Annotated in this window: 18 protein-coding genes; 9 read left to right on the top strand and 9 right to left on the bottom strand. The window is 68.5% G+C overall.

What is annotated here, in order from left to right:
• Positions 1-202: 202 nt before the first annotated feature.
• Positions 203-1,660: a cellulase family glycosylhydrolase gene (locus tag ACIP5Y_RS35940; protein WP_400356830.1), complete on the bottom strand. Its 1,458-nt coding sequence runs from the start codon at positions 1,658-1,660 to the stop codon at positions 203-205.
• 217 nt (positions 1,661-1,877) lie between these two features.
• Between ACIP5Y_RS35940 and ACIP5Y_RS35935 the strand changes: the two genes are divergently transcribed.
• The 4 genes from ACIP5Y_RS35935 (at position 1,878) to ACIP5Y_RS35920 (ending at position 6,481) form a co-directional block, all read left to right on the top strand.
• The gene (locus tag ACIP5Y_RS35935; RefSeq protein ID WP_400356829.1) at positions 1,878-3,536 is read left to right on the top strand and encodes a DNA repair helicase XPB; all 1,659 of its coding nucleotides are present in this window, start codon (positions 1,878-1,880) and stop codon (positions 3,534-3,536) included.
• A 38-nt stretch (positions 3,537-3,574) separates the two neighbouring features.
• Positions 3,575-4,246, top strand: coding sequence for a DUF3239 domain-containing protein (locus tag ACIP5Y_RS35930; protein WP_400356828.1), 672 nt, complete (start codon positions 3,575-3,577; stop codon positions 4,244-4,246).
• A gap of 87 nt (positions 4,247-4,333) precedes the next feature.
• Positions 4,334-4,972, top strand: coding sequence for a LysE family translocator (locus ACIP5Y_RS35925; RefSeq protein WP_400356827.1), 639 nt, complete (start codon positions 4,334-4,336; stop codon positions 4,970-4,972).
• A 102-nt stretch (positions 4,973-5,074) separates the two neighbouring features.
• On the top strand, positions 5,075-6,481 hold the full coding sequence (locus tag ACIP5Y_RS35920; RefSeq protein ID WP_400356826.1) for a M1 family metallopeptidase: 1,407 nt from the start codon (positions 5,075-5,077) through the stop codon (positions 6,479-6,481).
• Between the two features lie 9 nt (positions 6,482-6,490).
• On the opposite strand, the gene ACIP5Y_RS35915 is transcribed toward ACIP5Y_RS35920, so the two are convergent.
• From ACIP5Y_RS35915 to sigJ, 3 genes are all read right to left on the bottom strand, one after another.
• Positions 6,491-6,856 (bottom strand): hypothetical protein, encoded by a 366-nt coding sequence (locus ACIP5Y_RS35915; RefSeq protein WP_400356825.1) that lies wholly within the window; start codon positions 6,854-6,856, stop codon positions 6,491-6,493.
• A 71-nt stretch (positions 6,857-6,927) separates the two neighbouring features.
• Positions 6,928-8,103 carry a pyridoxal phosphate-dependent aminotransferase gene (locus ACIP5Y_RS35910; RefSeq protein WP_400356824.1) on the bottom strand — a complete coding sequence of 392 codons (1,176 nt, stop codon included), beginning with the start codon at positions 8,101-8,103 and terminating at the stop codon, positions 6,928-6,930.
• A gap of 145 nt (positions 8,104-8,248) precedes the next feature.
• Positions 8,249-9,172 carry an RNA polymerase sigma factor SigJ gene (gene sigJ, locus ACIP5Y_RS35905; protein ID WP_400356823.1) on the bottom strand — a complete coding sequence of 308 codons (924 nt, stop codon included), beginning with the start codon at positions 9,170-9,172 and terminating at the stop codon, positions 8,249-8,251.
• A gap of 122 nt (positions 9,173-9,294) precedes the next feature.
• On the opposite strand from sigJ, the gene ACIP5Y_RS35900 reads away from it, so the two are divergent.
• The gene (locus ACIP5Y_RS35900; protein ID WP_400356959.1) at positions 9,295-9,885 is read left to right on the top strand and encodes a GNAT family N-acetyltransferase; all 591 of its coding nucleotides are present in this window, start codon (positions 9,295-9,297) and stop codon (positions 9,883-9,885) included.
• 75 nt (positions 9,886-9,960) lie between these two features.
• On the opposite strand, the gene ACIP5Y_RS35895 is transcribed toward ACIP5Y_RS35900, so the two are convergent.
• The 4 genes from ACIP5Y_RS35895 to ACIP5Y_RS35880 all read right to left on the bottom strand — a co-directional run bounded on the left by ACIP5Y_RS35895 (position 9,961) and on the right by ACIP5Y_RS35880 (position 12,840).
• Positions 9,961-10,359, bottom strand: a complete 399-nt coding sequence (locus ACIP5Y_RS35895; protein WP_400356822.1) for a hypothetical protein — start codon at positions 10,357-10,359, stop codon at positions 9,961-9,963.
• Positions 10,360-10,437: 78 nt separating this feature from the next.
• Entirely contained in the window at positions 10,438-10,644 is a 207-nt protein-coding gene (locus ACIP5Y_RS35890; RefSeq protein ID WP_400356821.1) for a hypothetical protein, read from the bottom strand.
• A complete protein-coding gene (locus tag ACIP5Y_RS35885; protein ID WP_400356820.1) occupies positions 10,637-11,731 on the bottom strand; it encodes a 3-deoxy-7-phosphoheptulonate synthase in 1,095 nt (364 codons plus the stop codon). Before ACIP5Y_RS35885 ends, ACIP5Y_RS35890 begins: the two co-directional genes overlap by 8 nt.
• Before the next feature lie 227 nt (positions 11,732-11,958).
• Positions 11,959-12,840 (bottom strand): oxidoreductase, encoded by an 882-nt coding sequence (locus ACIP5Y_RS35880; RefSeq protein ID WP_400356819.1) that lies wholly within the window; start codon positions 12,838-12,840, stop codon positions 11,959-11,961.
• Positions 12,841-13,000: 160 nt separating this feature from the next.
• On the opposite strand from ACIP5Y_RS35880, the gene ACIP5Y_RS35875 reads away from it, so the two are divergent.
• From ACIP5Y_RS35875 to ACIP5Y_RS35860, 4 genes are all read left to right on the top strand, one after another.
• The gene (locus tag ACIP5Y_RS35875; RefSeq protein WP_400356818.1) at positions 13,001-13,165 is read left to right on the top strand and encodes a DUF5993 family protein; all 165 of its coding nucleotides are present in this window, start codon (positions 13,001-13,003) and stop codon (positions 13,163-13,165) included.
• Positions 13,162-13,824 carry a disulfide bond formation protein B gene (locus ACIP5Y_RS35870; protein WP_400356817.1) on the top strand — a complete coding sequence of 221 codons (663 nt, stop codon included), beginning with the start codon at positions 13,162-13,164 and terminating at the stop codon, positions 13,822-13,824. The genes ACIP5Y_RS35875 and ACIP5Y_RS35870 overlap by 4 nt, the downstream gene beginning before the upstream one ends.
• A gap of 79 nt (positions 13,825-13,903) precedes the next feature.
• The gene (locus ACIP5Y_RS35865; protein WP_400356816.1) at positions 13,904-15,520 is read left to right on the top strand and encodes a (2,3-dihydroxybenzoyl)adenylate synthase; all 1,617 of its coding nucleotides are present in this window, start codon (positions 13,904-13,906) and stop codon (positions 15,518-15,520) included.
• 15 nt (positions 15,521-15,535) lie between these two features.
• A complete protein-coding gene (locus ACIP5Y_RS35860; protein WP_400356815.1) occupies positions 15,536-16,405 on the top strand; it encodes an oxidoreductase in 870 nt (289 codons plus the stop codon).
• Between the two features lie 123 nt (positions 16,406-16,528).
• On the opposite strand, the gene ACIP5Y_RS35855 is transcribed toward ACIP5Y_RS35860, so the two are convergent.
• The gene (locus ACIP5Y_RS35855) at positions 16,529-17,863 is read right to left on the bottom strand and encodes a salicylate synthase (RefSeq protein WP_400356814.1); all 1,335 of its coding nucleotides are present in this window, start codon (positions 17,861-17,863) and stop codon (positions 16,529-16,531) included.
• Positions 17,864-18,091: the final 228 nt, after the last annotated feature.

Raw genomic sequence — 18,091 nt, 5'->3', positions numbered from 1 at the left:
AGCCGGCCGTTATGACTAGTAGCGGTGAGTGCCGAGCATGCCGAGCATGGACAGGTTGAGGATGGTGGGCAGGACGTTGTTCATGAGCATCAGGCCGAGCACGTTCACGAGATTCCCTCTTCTCCTATATTCACAATTCACCATCTGGGCGCATGTCCAGATAGGCCCTCCCCGCTTGGTGTCGTTCGCCGTCCACACCCCGTTACAGGGATGCCCCCGTCGAACCCCGACGGTTGATGTATACCGTCACCGGCCCCGTCCCGCAGAACTCGAGCGTCACCACTCGCGCCGCGGGCGGCGACGTGACCGTGCAGCCGTCGGCCCGCACCGCATAACCGTCCGGATAATGCACATCGGATACATAGATCTCGGTCGGCGCAGCGGCGGGCCGCGGCGTGTACCGGTAAGCGAAATCCCCTGTGGCAGCATCGAAGACCATCCGGTCCGGTATGCCCGCGGTGGCCCGCGGATAGGTCCGCACCAGTTGCTGCCCGATGTCGCCCAGGAACGGATCGGGCTTCGCCCCGCCGGGCCCGAAGCTCGATGCGTAATGCCAGTACTGCCAGCTCACGAATCGGTTGTCGGCATTCACCAGGGTATTGCGCAGCACGGCCGGATCACCGTCGCCGAATTCGGTGACCAGCGTGGGAATTCCGGTGCGCTGCGTGAAGGCGTCGATATTGCCCCAGGTCTTGTCCTGCTGCACCGGGCACAGGCCGCGCAGTGCGGCGGGCAGCCCGAGATAGATCGCGAGCTGGCTCGGAATGCAGTAATCGTGTGGCGCGAAGGCGATATCGGGTGCGGTGATGGGCGGATTCTCACCCAGATTCGAGGGCATGGTCTCGTTCCAGGTGACATTGGGTTCCCAGAGCACCATCAGAGCGCCGTTGCGGGCGCGCACGGCGTCGGTCAGCTGCTGCATGGCGGCTTGATATTTCACGTCGAAGGCCGGGCAGCCGTTCGGAAAGCAGGACAGGAACGCCGATCCGGGCCACGGTTCGTTGAGCAATTCGATACCGAGCACGCCCGCATGCCCGTTCATCCTGTCCGCGAGTGCGCCGAGCGCCTGGCCGAGGTAGCCGAGCACGCCGTCGGTGTTGTTCCACACCTCGTCCCAGGCCCGGTTCATGCTGGGCATGAGGTAGTAGAGCGGGAAGCCCGGGTTGGGTTCGAGTGGTCCGGGCCGGGCCTGCAGCGCCCATTCGGGAAAGCCGTTGCCGCCCCAGATCTTCGAGAGCCCGTCCTGGTGATCGTCGAGCAGGGTGTGAATCCCGTACTGCGCCAGCGTGTCCACGATGTTCGCGACACGATCCAGGTAGGCGGTATCGACGACCCCCTTGGTGGGCATGAGCCCGTCGAAGCCGACCCCGAGCCGGACCGTGTCGAATCCGTGCCGCGACAGCAGCTCGGCATCCTGCGCGGTGACGGTGAAACCATCGCCGGGTTCGAGGTACGGCGCCTGCTTGTCCACATTGTTGACGCCGTGCAGCAGCACGACCCGCCCGTATTCGTCGACGAATCGGCTGCCTTCGACGTGTATCGCGCCGATGCCGGGCGGGGCGTTCCCCGCCGGTGCGGCCGCCGCCGGTGTCGTCACCATCCCCGCCGTGCCGATGAGGACCGCCGCCGCGGCCAACCATCGTCTACCGAGACCTGCCATGGGTTTCCCCTCACGAGATCCGAGTCGAGCACCTAAATGGACAAGCGTCCAGATTTTCGAGTGATCGTAGCCACAGCGCCCACAACCTGACCAGATTCGGCATATCCCCAGTTGAACTGCGCTCTCAGCGAAAGGGGCGCAGGTCACGTAGCCGTGTCGGTGGCTTCGGGGAGAATGGACGACGGCCCGGACACGGGTCCCGACCCCAGGAGGTGCCGTGACCGACGGTCCGCTCATTGTCCAGAGTGACAAGACGCTGCTGCTGGAGATCGACCACGAGTCGTCCGATGCGGCGCGGCAGGCGATCGCCCCGTTCGCCGAGCTGGAGCGCGCGCCGGAGCATGTGCACACCTACCGCATCACGCCGCTGGCGCTGTGGAACGCGCGCGCGGCCGGCCACGATGCCGAGCAGGTCGTCGACGCGCTGGTGAAGTTCTCCCGGTACGCCGTGCCGCAGCCGCTGCTGGTCGACATCGTCGACACCATGGGCCGGTACGGGCGGCTACAGCTGGTGAAGCATCCGGCGCACGGGCTGGTGCTGGTCAGCCTGGATCGCGCGGTGCTGGAAGAAGTGCTGCGGCACAAGAAGATCGCGCCCATGCTCGGTGCGCGCATCGATGACGACACGGTGATCGTGCACCCCTCCGAGCGCGGCCACATCAAGCAGATGTTGCTCAAGATCGGCTGGCCGGCCGAGGACCTCGCCGGGTACGTGGACGGCGAAGCGCATCAGATCGACCTGGATTTCGAGAACGGCCACTGGCACCTGCGCGACTACCAGGAGATGGCGGCCGACTCCTTCTGGGCGGGCGGTTCCGGCGTGGTGGTACTGCCGTGTGGCGCGGGCAAGACCATGGTGGGCGCGGCGGCCATGGCGAAGGCCAAGGCGACCACGCTGATCCTGGTCACCAATACCGTGGCCGGCCGGCAGTGGCGGCGCGAGTTGCTGGCCCGCACCTCGCTCACCGAGGAGGAGATCGGCGAGTACTCGGGCGAGCGCAAGGAGATCCGCCCCGTCACCATCGCGACCTACCAGGTGATCACCCGCAAGACCAAGGGCGAGTACCGGCACCTGGAGCTGTTCGACTCCCGCGACTGGGGTCTGGTCATCTACGACGAGGTGCACCTGCTGCCCGCCCCGGTCTTCCGCATGACCGCCGATCTGCAGTCCCGCCGCCGGCTCGGCCTGACCGCCACGCTGGTGCGCGAGGACGGCCGCGAGGGTGACGTCTTCTCCCTGATCGGCCCCAAGCGCTACGACGCGCCGTGGAAGGACATCGAGGCGCAGGGCTGGATCGCGCCGGCTGACTGCGTCGAGGTGCGGGTCACGCTGACCGAGACCGAGCGCATGGCCTACGCCACCGCGGAACCGGAGGAGCGTTACAAGCTGTGCTCCACGGCGCGCACGAAACTGCCGGTGGTGGAGTCGATCCTGGCGCGGCACAAGGATGCGCCGAGCCTGGTCATCGGCGCCTACCTGGATCAGCTGGACGAGCTGGGCGAGCATCTGAACGCCCCGGTGATCCAGGGTTCCACCCGCACCAAGGAGCGGGAGGAGCTGTTCGACGCCTTCCGGCGCGGGGAGATTCCGGTGCTGGTGGTGTCGAAGGTGGCCAACTTCTCCATCGATCTACCGGAAGCGTCTGTGGCCGTCCAGGTTTCGGGCACCTTCGGTTCACGGCAGGAGGAGGCGCAGCGGCTGGGACGGCTGTTGCGGCCGAAACATGATGGTGGACAGGCTCACTTCTATTCTGTTGTCGCACGTGACACCCTTGACGCCGAATACGCCCAACACCGTCAGCGATTCCTGGCGGAACAGGGGTATGCCTATCGCATCACCGATGCCGACGATCTGCTCGGCCCGACGATAGGATAAACGGAGGAAGAGCCTCCGAAAGGCGGGAGGGACGCAACGTGCGGCGCTTCGAATTCGCGGTGGACCGCGACCATGCCCGAGCGGTCAACGAAGTCGTCGCGGATCTGCGGCGGCTCCGGGTGCTCGCGTACGCCGCTGCCGTCTTCCTGGGCCTGGGCACGGCCTTCCTGGTCTGGGTGAACCATCCGTGGTCCTGGCTGCTGGCGGTGGCGTTCCTGCTCGGCGCGGTCACCGCGCTGTTCATCGGCTACTGGACGCCGCATCGCGGCCGGGTCGACAAGCTGTACGCCGCGGGCGAGCTGGTCCCGGCGGTGGTATCGGAGGCCGATGGCAAGGGCGCGACCCTGCTGGCCCTGGTGGATATGGCCAAGCCGGACGCGCACGGCCCGCGCTACGCCCTGGTGACCCGCACCGTGCGCTCGCTGCCCGGCCATCGCGCCCGCACCGGGGAGCGCGTCCCGGCGGTGACCGTGCGCATCGACCGCGCGCCGGGCGTCGGCGAGATGTGGCAGTCGGTGAGCGCCATGCCGATCGCCTGGGGCACTCGCGACCTGAACATCATCGACCGCGCCCGCAACTCCATCCGCGAGGTCGAATGGCAGCTGCTCAGCGACAACCTGGACCTGGCCGACAAGGTGCGCGGCGCGGACTCCAACCGCCTGCTACTGGACCCGCAGCAGCTACCGAGCGAGCTACGCGGCTCGAACTGAGGCCCGGCCGAACGGACTTCGGAGCCGACCGCGAGACGGCAGATTTATTGGGGCGACAGGTATTGCGCGCCTGCATAAGCTGGATCGATGATTCCCGCCGCGAATCTGGTGGCTTTCCTCGTCGCCGCCTTCGTCATCATCGTAATCCCGGGCCCCGGTGTGCTTTTCGTCATCGGCCGGGCGCTCACGCACGGTCGCAAGGCGGCCCTGTTCTCGGTGCTCGGGCATTCGCTCGGCGTGCTGGTAATCCTGGGATTGGTGGCCGCCGGGCTGGGCACCATCATCGCCGCCTCGGCCATCGCCCTGTCGGTGGTGAAGGTGGCCGGTGCGCTGTACCTGATCTACCTCGGCATTCAGGCCGTGCGCCAGCGGCGTTCACTGTGGGATGCCATGCAGGCCAAGGCCGAACCGGTATCGCGCGGGCGGGCGTTGCGGCAGGCGGTGCTGGTGGGCCTGACCAATCCGAAGTCCATGATCTTCTTCTCGGCGGTGCTGCCGCAGTTCGTGGACCGGCATTCCGGCGCGGTGCCGTTGCAGATGCTGTTCCTGGGCGTGCTGTTCCTGGTCATCGCGCTGGTCTCGGACTCGGTGTGGGTGCTGGTGGCCAGCACCGCGCGGGGCTGGTTCGCACGTTCGCCCAAGCGGCTGGAGGCGATCGGCGGTGCGGGCGGCGTGATGATCATCGGATTGGGTGCGAGTGTCGCGCTCTCCGGGTCGACCAACTGAGCAGACCGCCGATTAGCATCGGCAGGTCGGTGCACGGCGGTCATCGATCGGCGATCAGTGCTCGGCAATCGGTTTTCGGCGCGGAAAGAGGCGGCTCTGCGTATGGGACACAGGTGGCGGCGGTACACGACGGCGGGGGCGGTACTGCTGGCGGCGGCGAGTGCGCCGCTCGCACAGGCGGACCGGGCCGATCCGTTCGCCGGCTCCCCCGGACTCGGTGACCCGTACTATCCGCTCGACGGCAATGGCGGCTACAACGCCCAGCACTACGACGTCACCGTCGACTACGATCCGCCGACCCATCAACTGACCGGTTCCACCCGCGTGGACGCGGTGGCCACCCAGCCGCTGCGCGTCTTCGATCTGGACTACAGCGGCCCGCCGATCTCGCAGGTGCGGGTCAACGATCAGCCCGCGCAGTTCGACAGCACCGGCGAGCACGAACTGGCGATCACTCCCCTGCTGCCGCTGCTGCCCGGCCTGCCCTTCCAGGTGCGGGTGGACTACGCGGGCCCGGTGACCGGAACCGACGGCGAGGGCTGGGTCTTCTCCCCGAGCGGCGGGGCTTTCGTGGCGGGGGAACCGCATTCGGCGTCCACCTGGTATCCGCTCAACGATTCACCATTGAACAAGGCGACTTTCACCGTGCACGCTACCGTGCCGCAGGAATGGGAGGTGATGTCGAACGGGGTGCGGGTGCGCGATGTGGTGCAGGGCGCGAACCGCACGGTGGATTGGGAGATGCGGCAGCCGGTCGCCGGTTATCTGACCACCATCGCGGTCGAGCATTTCGATTTCCTGGAGCAGCGGCGCGCCAACGGCATGCCGCTGCTGAGCGGCTTCGCCCCGGATGCGGTGAAGGACAAGGAGATCGAATCGCGGCTGCCGGAGGTACTGGATTTCCAGGAGGCGTTGTACGGCCCGTACCCGTTCGACGCGGGCGGCGGCATCTACGTCGACACCGATCTGAAGTTCTCCCTCGAAACGCAGTCCCGGCCCATCTACGCGCCGTGGACCGATATGGACACGCTGGTGCACGAGATCACGCATCAGTGGTGGGGCGACTCCATGTCGGTGCACTACTGGGCGGATGTGTGCCTGAACGAGTGCTTCGCCAGCTACACCGCCGACTACCTGTGGCCGGAACGCAAGGAGGGCAAGGACGTCGACGGCATGTACCGGGACACGGTCGCGAAATACCGTGACGATCCGAAGTTCTGGCAGATCCCACTGCAGAATCCCGGCGCCGGACGGGAATTCACGTCCGTCTACTACCGGGGCCCGCTGTTCCTGCACGCCCTGCGCCGCACGATCGGCGATGCCGCGTTCTTCCCGGCGATCCACGATTTCGTGACGGCGCACCAGTACGGCAATGCGTCCATGCCGGAGTTCCGCACGTTCATGCAGTCCCGGACACCGCGGGCACTGGACGGTTTCTTCGCGGCCTGGCTGGATCGGGAGGATCGCCCGTCGGACGACTTCCTGTATCCGGGTTCGCTGCGCGCCTGATCGCTCGCGCTAGGCCGGCATGGGCCGGGCCCGGTCGCTCACGACCAGGACCGCCATCGCGCCCAGCACCGAGCCGGTGACGAAGCGCTGGATGCGCAGCCACAGCGGCCGTCCCGCCAGGAAGCCCGCGATGGCCCCGGCGCTCAGCACGATGAGCCCGTTCACGCTGATCGCGATGGCGATCTGGATCGAACCCAGGCACAGGCTCTGCAGCCACACCCGGCCGTGCGCGGTCACCACGAACTGCGAGATCAACCCCGCGCGCCGCCCCTGCGATACGGTGCGCGACACCAGGTACATCATGTTCGGCCCCGGCGTCAGCACCAGCCCCAGCGCGGCGGCCGCCACTCCCAGCACCGCGGTCGTTTCGATCATTCGCTCATCCTGCGCGACAGGTGCCTGCCGGGTCGCGGTCCAGTCGAAACCCGGTGGACCCCGCCTCTCGATCAGGGTGCGGTGTGTACCGAGCGCAGTCGGCGGACGCCTTCGTCGAGCACGGCGTCCTTCTTGCAGAAGGCGAAGCGCACCAGGTGGTTCCAGGACGCGCGATCGTCGGCGAAGGCGCTGACCGGGACCGCGGCGACGCCGAAGCGGGACGGGAGTTCCCGGCAGAAGGCGAGTCCGTCGGTGGCGCCCAGCGGGCGGATGTCGGCGCAGACGAAATAGGTTCCGTCGCTGCGCTTCACCTCGAAGCCCGCGTCGGACAGGGCGGCGGAGAGCTGCAATCGCTTGCCGGACAGGCCCTCCCGCAGGTCGGCGACCCACTGCTGTTCGTGTTCGAGCGCGTGCGCGATGGCGGGCTGGAAGGGCCCGCCGCCGACGAAGGTGAGCCACTGCTTGGCGGCCAGCACGGCATCCAGCAGCGGTGCGGGTGCGCAGGCCCAGCCGATCTTCCAGCCGGTGACGCTGAAGGTCTTGGCGGCGCTGGAGATCACCACGGTGCGCTCGCGCATGCCGGGCAAGGTGGACAGGCTGATGTGCCGGTGCCCGTCGAAGTAGAGGTGTTCGTACGCCTCGTCGGCCATGACATAGAGGTCGCGGGCGATAGCGATGTCGGCGATGGCGGTCAGATCGGCGTGCGAGAGCACGGTGCCGGTCGGGTTGTGCGGTGAATTCACCAGCAGCAGGCGGGTTTTCGGGGTGATGGCGGCGCGCAGGCTGTCCAGGTCGAGGGCGAAGCCGTCGCCGTCGGGGACCAGCCGGGCCGTGCGGCGCTGGGCGCCCGCCAGGGCGATGGCGGCGGCGTAGGAGTCGTAGTAGGGCTCGATGAGCACCACTTCGTCGCCGGGTTCGACCAGGCCGAGGATGGTGGCGGCAATGGCCTCGGTGGCGCCGACGGTGACCAGCACCTCGGTGTCCGGGTGGTACTCGGTGCCGTAGCGGCGGGCGCGGTCGGCGGCGATGGCCTGCCGCAGCACGGGCATGCCGCGCCCGGGCGGGTACTGGTTGAGCCCGCCGGCGATCGACTGCTGGGCGACTTCCAGCATGCCGGCGGGACCGTCGGTGTCGGGGAAGCCCTGCCCGAGGTTGACGGCGCCGTGGCGGACGGCGAGTTCGGTCATCTCGGCGAAGATCGTCGAGGCGAAGGGGCGCAGGCGGTCGACGGTCGGAATCTGCGGCATGACCCGACGATAGCCCACCGAACCGGGTGCTTTTCCGCACACCGAGGTCAGCGACCCACCCCTCAGGGGGCGATCTGTCCGCGCCGAGATGTCGATGATTCGGCGCAGCGGGATCGATACCGCCACGCTTCGGTGTCCGGGCGCCTCAGTGCGGCACCCGGACGCCCTTCAGCTTGGCGGGATTCACGAGATCGTATGCGGCCCAGACTTTCCCGTCGACGACCGTGAACCCGTACACGCGCGGCGGCGTACCCGGCGCCCCGTTCCAGGAGGCGCGTTCGTGCACCAGCACCCCCAATTGACCGTTCACCAGCACGAGTTCGAGCTCGCCGGAGGTCAGCGTGGATTCGTCCATGTGGTGGATGCGGCGCAGTCCCAGCCACAGGCGCGCCATCTTGTCCACGCCGGTAACCACATTGAGGGCGGTGGCGGTGGTGCCGCCCGCATCGCCGATGGTGTGGGTGTCCGGGTGCAGGACGGCGACCACGGCCTCCATATCGCCGCGGGCGAGCGCTGTCAGCAGGCTCATGACGGCCGCGTCGTGTTCCGTGTCGGAGACCGGTTCGGGCGTGCGCGCCACAGCTTTCCGCGCCCGCGCGGCCAATTGCCGGGCGGCGTCGTCGGAGATGCCGAGGATCTCGCCGATCTCCTCGTACGGCATCGCGAAGCCCTCGTGCAGCACGAAGGCCACCCGCTGCGGCGGGGTGAGGGTGTCCAGCACGACGAGGGCGGCGAAACGGTAATCCTGTTTACGCACCACCGCGGCCAGCGGATCGGGTGTGCTCGACGGCGTGACGGCGGTGACGACCGGCTCCGGAAGCCACTGCCCCACATAGGTTTCGCGGCGTGCCGCGGCGCTGCGCAGCCGGTCCAGGCAGATGCGGCCGACCACCGTGGTGAGCCAGGCGCGCAGGTCTTCGATCTCGTACTGCCGGGCCACCGCGAGCCGTAACCAGCTCTCCTGCACCGCATCTTCGGCGTCGCTGACGCTGCCGGTGAGCCGGTAGGCCACCGAGAGCAGATGCGGCCGATGCGATTCGAACAAGTCGGCGAGGAGAGCGGCAACCACCGAACAGATCCTACGGCCGTGCTCGAATCGCCCCGGCACCGGACCCGGTCCCCTGCCGCGGGCCACGGAAATACGGTGCGGGCTGCGGAAACACGGTGACCTGCGGGCACTTCCGTGACAGCATGGCGGCCATGGACGCGGAATTCCTATCGAATGGAACCGTGTGGCTCTCGCCGCCGACGGTTGACGATATCGACGCCATCACCGCCTGCTGCCAGGAGCCGTCCATCGGCCGGTGGACCACCATGCCGGTCCCCTATCACCGCGCCGACGCCGAGAAGTTCCTCTATGACATCGTCGCCCCGGGCTGGGCGGGTGGCCGCCCGACCTGGGCGCTGCGCCGTGCGGCGAACGGCCCGGTGATCGGCATGATCGGCCTGGGCACGATCGCGGGCCGCCGCGATCCGGGCGCCGCCGAGATCGGCTTCTGGCTCGCCGCGGCCGCCCGCGGGCAGGGCCTGATGACCCAGGGCGTGGACATGGTCTGCGAGGTCGCTTTCGCTCCTACGGGCCTGTCCCTGGAACGCGTCGAATGGCGCGCCATGATCGGCAACCAAGCATCGGCCGCCGTGGCCCGCCGCGCCTTCTTCCGCTTCGAGGGCCTGCTGCGCGGCGGCGTGGTGCAACGCGGCGTGCGCCGCGACTGCTGGATCGCGAGCCGCCTCCCCACCGACCCCCGCACCCCGGACCCGGACTGGCCGGAGAGCGTCTGAACGATCGGCCCGAGCACGTCCGGACAACGCGAACGGCCCCGGCCGGGAGGCCGGGGCCGTTCGGGACGCCGGGTGCTAGGAGCTGCCGGCGCTGCCCGTGCCGAGGCTCGGTGCGCGCCGGGTGTTCTGATCGTCGAACGGATAGCAGTCCGATACGAGGTAGGCGTTGGCGGGCATGTTCACCCAGGTGGGCCCGCTGATCTTGCCCACACCCCACCAGGTCGACGGATCCGCGCCCTCGTTCGGTTCGAACGCGTAGATGCAGGCGTTGCTCTCCGGCAGCGGGTACAGCAGCCACGAACCCGGCCGGATCGCGAACGACTCACCGGAGAAGTCGATCGGCCACTCGTAGGCCTTGTCGCCGCGATCGGCCTGCGTGAAGATATTGTCGCCGCGATCGGCGTGCGCGGCGCCGGCCGCGACGGTGGCAGCGGCCAGCCCCACCGCGACGACGGCGGCGGTCTTGCGAATCATGCTTCGTTTTCCCCTCGAATTGTCCTGTGGAGATTGGACTTCGAGGACAATGCCAGAGCGGTGCCGAAGCCGAATCGGTCAGTCGATCTGTCGCGGGGCGTATTTCGCCGCTCGCGCCGGACCGGCCCCTGTTTGCGGCGTGGCCGCGCCGCGCCCGCGCGGGCCGTTCCCGGCCTGGCGATCGGCGGTGCCGTCGGCCAGGCGGTTCACGGCGTAGCGGGCGAGGCGAGCTCTACTTCTACGGATCAAGCGCGGAAGCGCCTGGGCCGCAGGTTGTTCAGACACGGCGGGCCCTCCTTTCGGTGACAGCGTCGGCCAAGCGGTCGAGCTGTGCGGCGGTAGTGTTCCAGTCGAGGCAGGCATCGGTGATGGACTGCCCGTAGGTGAGGTCCTCGGCGTGGCCGAGGGTGAGGTCCTGGCGACCGGCCACCAGGAAGCTCTCCATCATGAGCCCGGTGACGGTGGTCTCGCCGGCCGCGATCCGGCCCGCGATATCGGTGACGACATCCACCTGCTTGTTGTGGTCCTTGTTGCTGTTGCCGTGCGAGGCGTCCACCACGAGCCGCTGCGGCAGCGCCGACTTCTCCAGGCGCAGCAGGGCTTCCGCGCAGGAGGCGGCGTCGTAGTTGGTGCCGTTCGAGCCGCCGCGCAGGATGACATGGCAGTCCGGGTTGCCGGCGGTGCGGATGAGCGCGGAACGCCCGTCCAGGTCGGTGCCGGGGAACACGTGCGAGGCGGCCGCGGCGCGCACGCCGTCCACCGCTACCTGCACGTCGCCGTCGGTGCCGTTCTTGATGCCGACCGGCATGGACAGCGCCGAGGACAGCTGCCGGTGCACCTGGCTGGCCGCGGTCCGCGCGCCGATCGCCCCGTAGGACACCAGGTCGGCGATGTACTGCGGAGTGATCGGATCGAGGAATTCGCAGGCCACCGGGAGCCCGAGCGCGGTGATGTCGACCAGCAGCTGCCGGCCCAGATCCAGTCCGGTGTTGATGTCGAAGCTGCCGTCCAGGCGCGGATCGTTGATCAGGCCCTTCCACCCGAGCGTGGTGCGCGGCTTCTCGAAGTAGACGCGCATGACCACGTGCAGCCGGTCCCCGAGCTCAGCGGCCTTGGCCGCCAGCAGGCGGGCGTACTCCATGGCGGCCGCGGTGTCGTGCACGGAGCACGGGCCGACGATGACCATCAGGCGGTCGTCGTCCCCGTTCAGCACCTCGACGGTGGCCTTGCGACCGGCGCGCACGGTGTCGGCGAGGACATCGTCGATGGGGTGCGCCTCGCGGACCTGACGCGGCGAACGCAGCGGGCTCACGCTGAGCGTGCGCTGGTCGTCGAGGTCTGCATGCCGGTCGATATCGGCGGCGGGATTCATGATCGTGGGTTCCTGTTCTCAGGCCGATCCACGCAGAGTCACTGGGAAACCCCTTGCAGCCGGTCTGGTTTCGTCCGGCTCGGGGTGGAGGATGTCAGCGCAGGTTCACGCCGCACGACCCACCCGGGGCCGGCTGGCTAAACCAGAAATACGTGCGCTGCATGTCGGGGACTGTACCAGAGATCGCGAAAAGGGCGTGTGAGGTGCAACACGGGCACCGGGGCGGGCTAACGCCGCGGGAAGGAGTAGCTCACTTTGGTCAGCTGCTCGGAGAGCTCCCACAGGCGGCGCGCGGTGACCTCGTCCTTGGAGGCGGCCGAGGATCCGCTGGGCCCGGGGTGGCCGCGCAGGCCGCGGAGACCCGTCGGGCCGTAGTAGCCGCCCGGCTTCACGTCGGCGGTGGCGGCGTAAAGGCTTGGCAGCGCACCCATTTCGGCGCTCTGCGCGACGACCCGGTTGGCCACCGCCAGGAGGGCGTCCTGCAGGGACTCGGTATGCGATTGCAGGTCGGTGGCGGCATAGCCCGGATGGGCGGCGACCGACAGTTTCGGTGATCCGGCGGCCGTGAGACGGCGCTGCAGTTCCCGGGCGAACATGAGGTCGGCCAGCTTGGACTGCCCGTACGCGGCCCAGCGCTGATACTTGCGCCGCTCCCAGTTGAGGTCCTCCAGGTCGATGCGGCCCATGGCGTGCATGCCACTCGAGAGGGTGACGACCCGGTCGCGAATCTTGTCCAGCAGCAGGCCGGTCAAGGCGAAATGGCCGAGATGGTTTGTGCCGATCTGCATTTCGAAGCCCTCGGCGGTGCGCTTCAGCGGGATCGCCATGACGCCGGCATTGTTGATCAGCACGTCGGCGGCGTCGATGGAATCCGCGAACTCGCGCACCGAGGACAGATCGGCCAGGTCCAGGCGCCGCACCTGCGCATTGGCGCCGATCTCGGCGGCGACCGGGCGCGCCTTCACCTCGTTGCGGCACGCCATGATCACCTTCGCACCGGCGCCGGCGAGAGCCCGCGCGGTGACCGCGCCGAGTCCGCTGTTGGCCCCGGTGACGATGAACGTGCGACCGCCCTGATCGGGGATGTCGGAGATGTCCCAGCCACTCACAGGAACGAGTCTAGGGGCGTGCGCTCCCGACCGCTGGGTCTCGGATCGAACCATGCGATGCCGGAAGTTCGCCCGGAGCGGGTCCGACGGTGTCGCCCGAGCGGCGTGTCAGCCGCCCGTTGCGCCGATCTGCCCTGTTGAAACCGGTAGCGTCCGCGCCATGGACACCCTCATCTGGGCGGGTTTGCTGGTCGTTCTGGTGTTGATCTATCGACAGAGTTCGCGCCGCACGGTCCAGGCCGCGTGGTGGGTCATGCTGCTCCTGACCGGAATGCTGCTGCGGCACCACATCACCAGCGGCCTCGGACTGGGGTACACGTGGTGACCGCACCGGCGAACGAGAACGCGACCACGGCGTCCGGGTCAGGGCCGCTCGGGCAGGTGCAGTACTGGCTCGCCGTCATCTTCGTCGCCGGCTGGACCGCCGTGGTGTGCGGCGGGCTGGGCGTCCAGTTCGGCAGCTGGGACTATCCGTGCCCGCTGTGCATGGTGCAGCGCAACTTCATGATCCTGGCGGCGCTCGGCGGCGCGTACATCGTGCGAAAAGGCCTGTCCGGCAGCATCGCCCGGCGCGACTACATGATCGGCTGGGGCCTGTGCGTCGTCGGCTGCTTCGGCGGCGGGTTCGCGGCCTGGCGGCAGACCATGCTGCATCTCCTGCCGGGGGACAAGGGGTACGGCGGCGCGGTGCTGGGTCTGCACCTGTACGTGTGGGCGTGGATCCTGTTCGTGGCGGCCATCACCACCATCGGTGTGGTGCTGTCGCTGTCGAATGTGACCGCGGCGGAGCGCATTCCGACCGGTGGCTTGCACACGCTGCTGGGCAAGTTTGCTATCTGGTTCTGCGGCTTGGTGATCGTCATCAATCTGGTGTCGGTGTTCGCGCTGGCGGGCTTCCACTGGTTCCTGCCCGACGACCCGTCCTGCTACCGGTTGTTCCACGATCTGGGGATCCTCAGCGGCGGTTGCACGGCCGGCGAATAGCGGGGTTGGGTGACCACCCCTCGTGAGATAGGGTTGCCTAACCTATGTAACAGCACCCTATCTGCCTGAGGTCTGAGCCGTGACATCGACATCGACCGCCGCCACCGAGCACCGCGACGGCTTCGCCCCCTTCCCCGCCGACCTCGCCGAGCAGTACCGGCAGGCCGGGTACTGGGCCGGCCGCCCGCTCGGCGAGCTGCTGCGCGAGACCGCCCGGCGGGCACCCGACCGGCCCGCCCTGCTCGGCGAGAACCCTTCCACCTACGCGGAACTCGACCGGGACGCCGACCGCATGGCGCACGGCCTCCTCGCACTGGGCATCGCACCCGGCGACCGGGTGGTGGTGCAGCTGCCGAACGTCCCCGAATTCGTGCCGGTGCTGTTCGGGCTGCTGCGGGCCGGGATCATTCCGGTGCTCACGCTGCCCGCGCACCGCCGCGCCGAAATCGAGCATCTGACCCGGCTGTCCGGCGCCGTCGCCTACGTGATCGCCGACCGGGCCGGGGATTTCGACTACCGCGCGCTCGCGGCGGAGATCACCGCCGCCGTGCCGAACCTGCGGCACGTGCTGGTGCTGGGCGAGCCGGGCCGCTTCACCGCGCTGGATTCCGTTCCCGCCGAAGGTGATCCGCTGCCCGCGGTCGACGCCTCCGATATCGCGCTCATGCTGGTCTCCGGCGGCACCACCGGCCTGCCGAAACTGATCGCCCGCACCCACGACGACTACACCTACAACGCGGTCGCCAGCGCCGAGGTAGCCGAACTCGGTCCCGAAGACGTGTACCTGGCGACCTTGCCGGTGGCGCACAACTTCCCGCTCTGCTGCCCGGGCGTGCTCGGCGCCTTGGCGGTCGGGGCGGCCATGGCCTTCGTCACCGATCCCAGCCCGGAGAGCGCCTTCGCCGCCATCGAACGGCATCGGGTCACCGTCACCGCGGTGGTGCCGCCGCTCGCTCAATTGTGGTGTGCCGCAGTCGAATGGGAAGAGGCCGACCTGTCCTCGCTGCGGCTGCTGCAGGTGGGCGGCGCGCGCCTCGCCGAGGTGAACGCCCGCGACGTGGCGCCCGCCCTGGGAGTGCGCCTGCAGCAGGTCTTCGGGATGGCCGAGGGGCTGCTGAACTACACACGCACCGAGGATTCCGACGAGATCGTGTGCACCACCCAGGGCCGCCCGCTGTCTCCGGCCGACGAGGTGCGCGTGGTGGACGCCGACGGCCGGGAGGTCGCGGACGGCGAGGAGGGTGAGCTGCTCACCCGCGGCCCGTACACCATCCGCGGCTATTACCGTGCCCCCGAGCACAATTCGCGCGCCTTCACCCCCGACGGCTTCTACCGCAGCGGTGACCTGGTGCGCCGCCTGCCCAGCGGGCATCTGATGGTGTCCGGCCGGATCAAGGACGTGATCAATCGCGGCGGCGAGAACATCTCCTGCGACGAACTCGAGGAACATCTGCTCGCGCATCCCGGCGTCCGGCATGCCGCCGCCGTCGGGCTGCCCGATGCCGCACTGGGCGAAAAGGTCTGCGCCGTCCTGGTGGTGGACGGCGACCTGCCCAGCCTGGCGGCGATCAAGACCTTCCTCACCGCGCGCGGCCTGGCCACCTACAAGCTGCCCGACGTGCTGCGCCGCGCCGACGTGCTGCCCGTCACCGCGGTCGGCAAGATCGACAAGAAGATGCTGGCCGCCCAGGGCTGACATAGGGTCTTCCCCATGGGCGGGTGGAACGTATCGGATATTCCTGATCAGACGGGCCGGACGGCCATCGTCACCGGAGCCACCAGCGGCCTGGGCGCGGCCACCGCGCGCGCCCTCGCCGAAGCCGGTGCGCGGGTGACCATCGCCGTCCGGAATCAGGTCAAGGCGCAGGCCGTCGCGAATTCGATCGCGGGCGAGGTCCAGGTGCGGTCGCTGGACCTCGCCGACCTGGGTTCCGTGCGCGCCTTCGCCGACAGCGTCGACCACGCCGACATCCTGATCAACAATGCGGGCGTCATGGCGGTACCGAAATCGACCACCGCCGACGGCTTCGAAATGCAGATCGGCACAAACTTTCTCGGCCACTTCGCGCTGACCGGGCTACTGCTGGATCGCATCACCGACCGGGTCGTGAACGTCTCCAGCATCACCCACTACATCGGCCGCATCGACCTCGACGACCTCAATTGGGAACACCGCGCCTACTCCCGGTTCGGCGCCTACGCGCAATCGAAACTCGCATTGCTGCTGTTCACCAACGAACTGCAGCGGCGACTACGGCTCGCCGATTCACCCACGCTCGCGCTGGCCGCCCACCCCGGCTACGCGGCCACCGAGATCAGCTCCAAGACACAGAATTTCCTGGAACAACTGGTCGGACTCGGCAACCGGCTGGTCGCGCAGAGCGCCGACATGGGTGCGCTGCCCACCCTCTACGCCGCCACCGCCGACGTCGAACCCGGCGGCTATTACGGACCCGAATGGTTCGACTGGCGCGGATATCCGAAGCGGGTCGGGGAAAGTGCCGGCGCCCGGGACGAGAAGACCGCCCGGCAACTGTGGGAACTCGCCGAACAGCTGACAGGCGTGAACTTCCCGATCTGATCGGCTGAACCGATCGACGAAAACTGATCGGCGGGTGCGCAGCCCACGCACCCGCCGATCATCGCATGCGGCCCGGGCACGCCGGACGGTGTCCGGACCGCGTGTGTCGCTGTAGTGAAAAGCTCAGGCACGCACCACGTAAGGCGCCACGCTGCTCAGCTTCTCGCAGGTCTCCTCGAATTCGCGTTCCGGCCGCGACTGCCCGACCACGCCGGCTCCCGCGCGCAGCCACGCGCCCGCACCGGTCTGATAGACCGCCCGCAGCACCAGCGTCGCCTCCAGCGCGCCGTCCGGCGAAACCGTCACCACCGCACCGGAATACAGTCCACGCTGATCGTGGTCGAGCCGGAACACGGCGTCCACGCCGGCGGACTTCGGGATACCGGAGGCCGTCACCGACGGGAAGAGCATTTCCAGCGCCTCCCACGGGCTGCGGTCGGCGGCCAGCCGGCCCTGCACCGTCGAGGCCAGGTGCTGGACACTGCCGCGCTCGCGCACGGCCATGAAGTCGGAGACGACCGTGGTGTCCGGCTCGGCGACGGCCGCGATCTCGGCGAACGAGGTCTGCACGGAGATGGCGTGCTCGACAATCTCTTTCGGGTCGCCGACCAGTTCGGCGCGAGCGGCCCGATCGGCCTCGGCGCCGCGGCCGAAGGCGCGGGTACCGGCCAGCGGTTCGGTGGTGACCACCCGGTCGGCGTCCACGGCCGCCACCAGTTCCGGGCTGAATCCGGCCGCTTCCAGCCCGCCCAGCCGCAACAGGAACGAACGCGCGGGCGTGTTGTGCTCGCGGCCCAGCCGGTAGGTCGCCGGAATGTTCACGGCGAACGGCAGTTCCACCTTCCGCGACAGGATCACCTTCTGGTACTTCCCGGAGCGGATCTCGGCGACGCCGGTCGCGACCCGGTCCTGATAGCCGGTGGGGTCCACGGTGATATCCACGGCGTGGGATACCGGCAGCGCGCTGCCCTGCGCGGCCGTGATGAGCTCGTGGATATCGCCGGTCTCGGCCGGGGTGGCGCCCGATACTCGCACGCCGGACGCGTCGATCCGGACCTCGATACGCGGAATCATCAAGTGGGCCAGGGTGGCTCGCGGGTGCACGTGCCCGGTCGCGCCGAGCGACCAAGCGCAGAATTCGAAGCCGATCCAGCCGTAGGCCTGGCGGCCGTCCGAGGGCAGGCCGGCGAGGGCACGGTCGACGGCCTGGGCAGGTGAACCTGTCCACGGACCTGTGGTGACCGCTCCGTTCCAGGTCGTCCGTAGTTCGTGGGCGTCGAGTTCCACGCCGCCGAGGGGATCGGCGGCGAACACCCATTCCCCCGGGCGCTCGTAGACCACGTATTCACCGAAACGATCGGCCGCGGCCAGTGCGGACACCGCCGCCACCGGATCGCTGACGTACTCGCCCCAACGCTGCTCACCAGCGAGCCTTAGCCGTTCGTCCGTGGCCGACACCAGACCTCCAAGGTTATGCTTACCTAACTGCGTGCTGTGAGGTTAGCATTACCTTGCTCATGAGTGGGAGCGCGGCAAAGCGAGGTCGGTCACCCGGGCGCACACCGCGTTACCCAGGTCGTCGCGACACCGCATGCGAAACCCGCCGGGCGATCGGCGAATTGCGCGACCCGCCGACTCCACGCCCCCGTTTGGGCTTCAATGGGTTACGGCGTCTCATGCGCGGAG

Origin of the sequence: Nocardia sp. NPDC088792 (genome assembly GCF_044750615.1) — a bacterium.
In the GTDB taxonomy this organism is placed as follows: Bacteria; Actinomycetota; Actinomycetes; order Mycobacteriales; family Mycobacteriaceae; genus Nocardia.
Note: the sequence above shows the minus strand (reverse complement) of the source record. Positions and strands in the feature narration are given on the sequence as shown.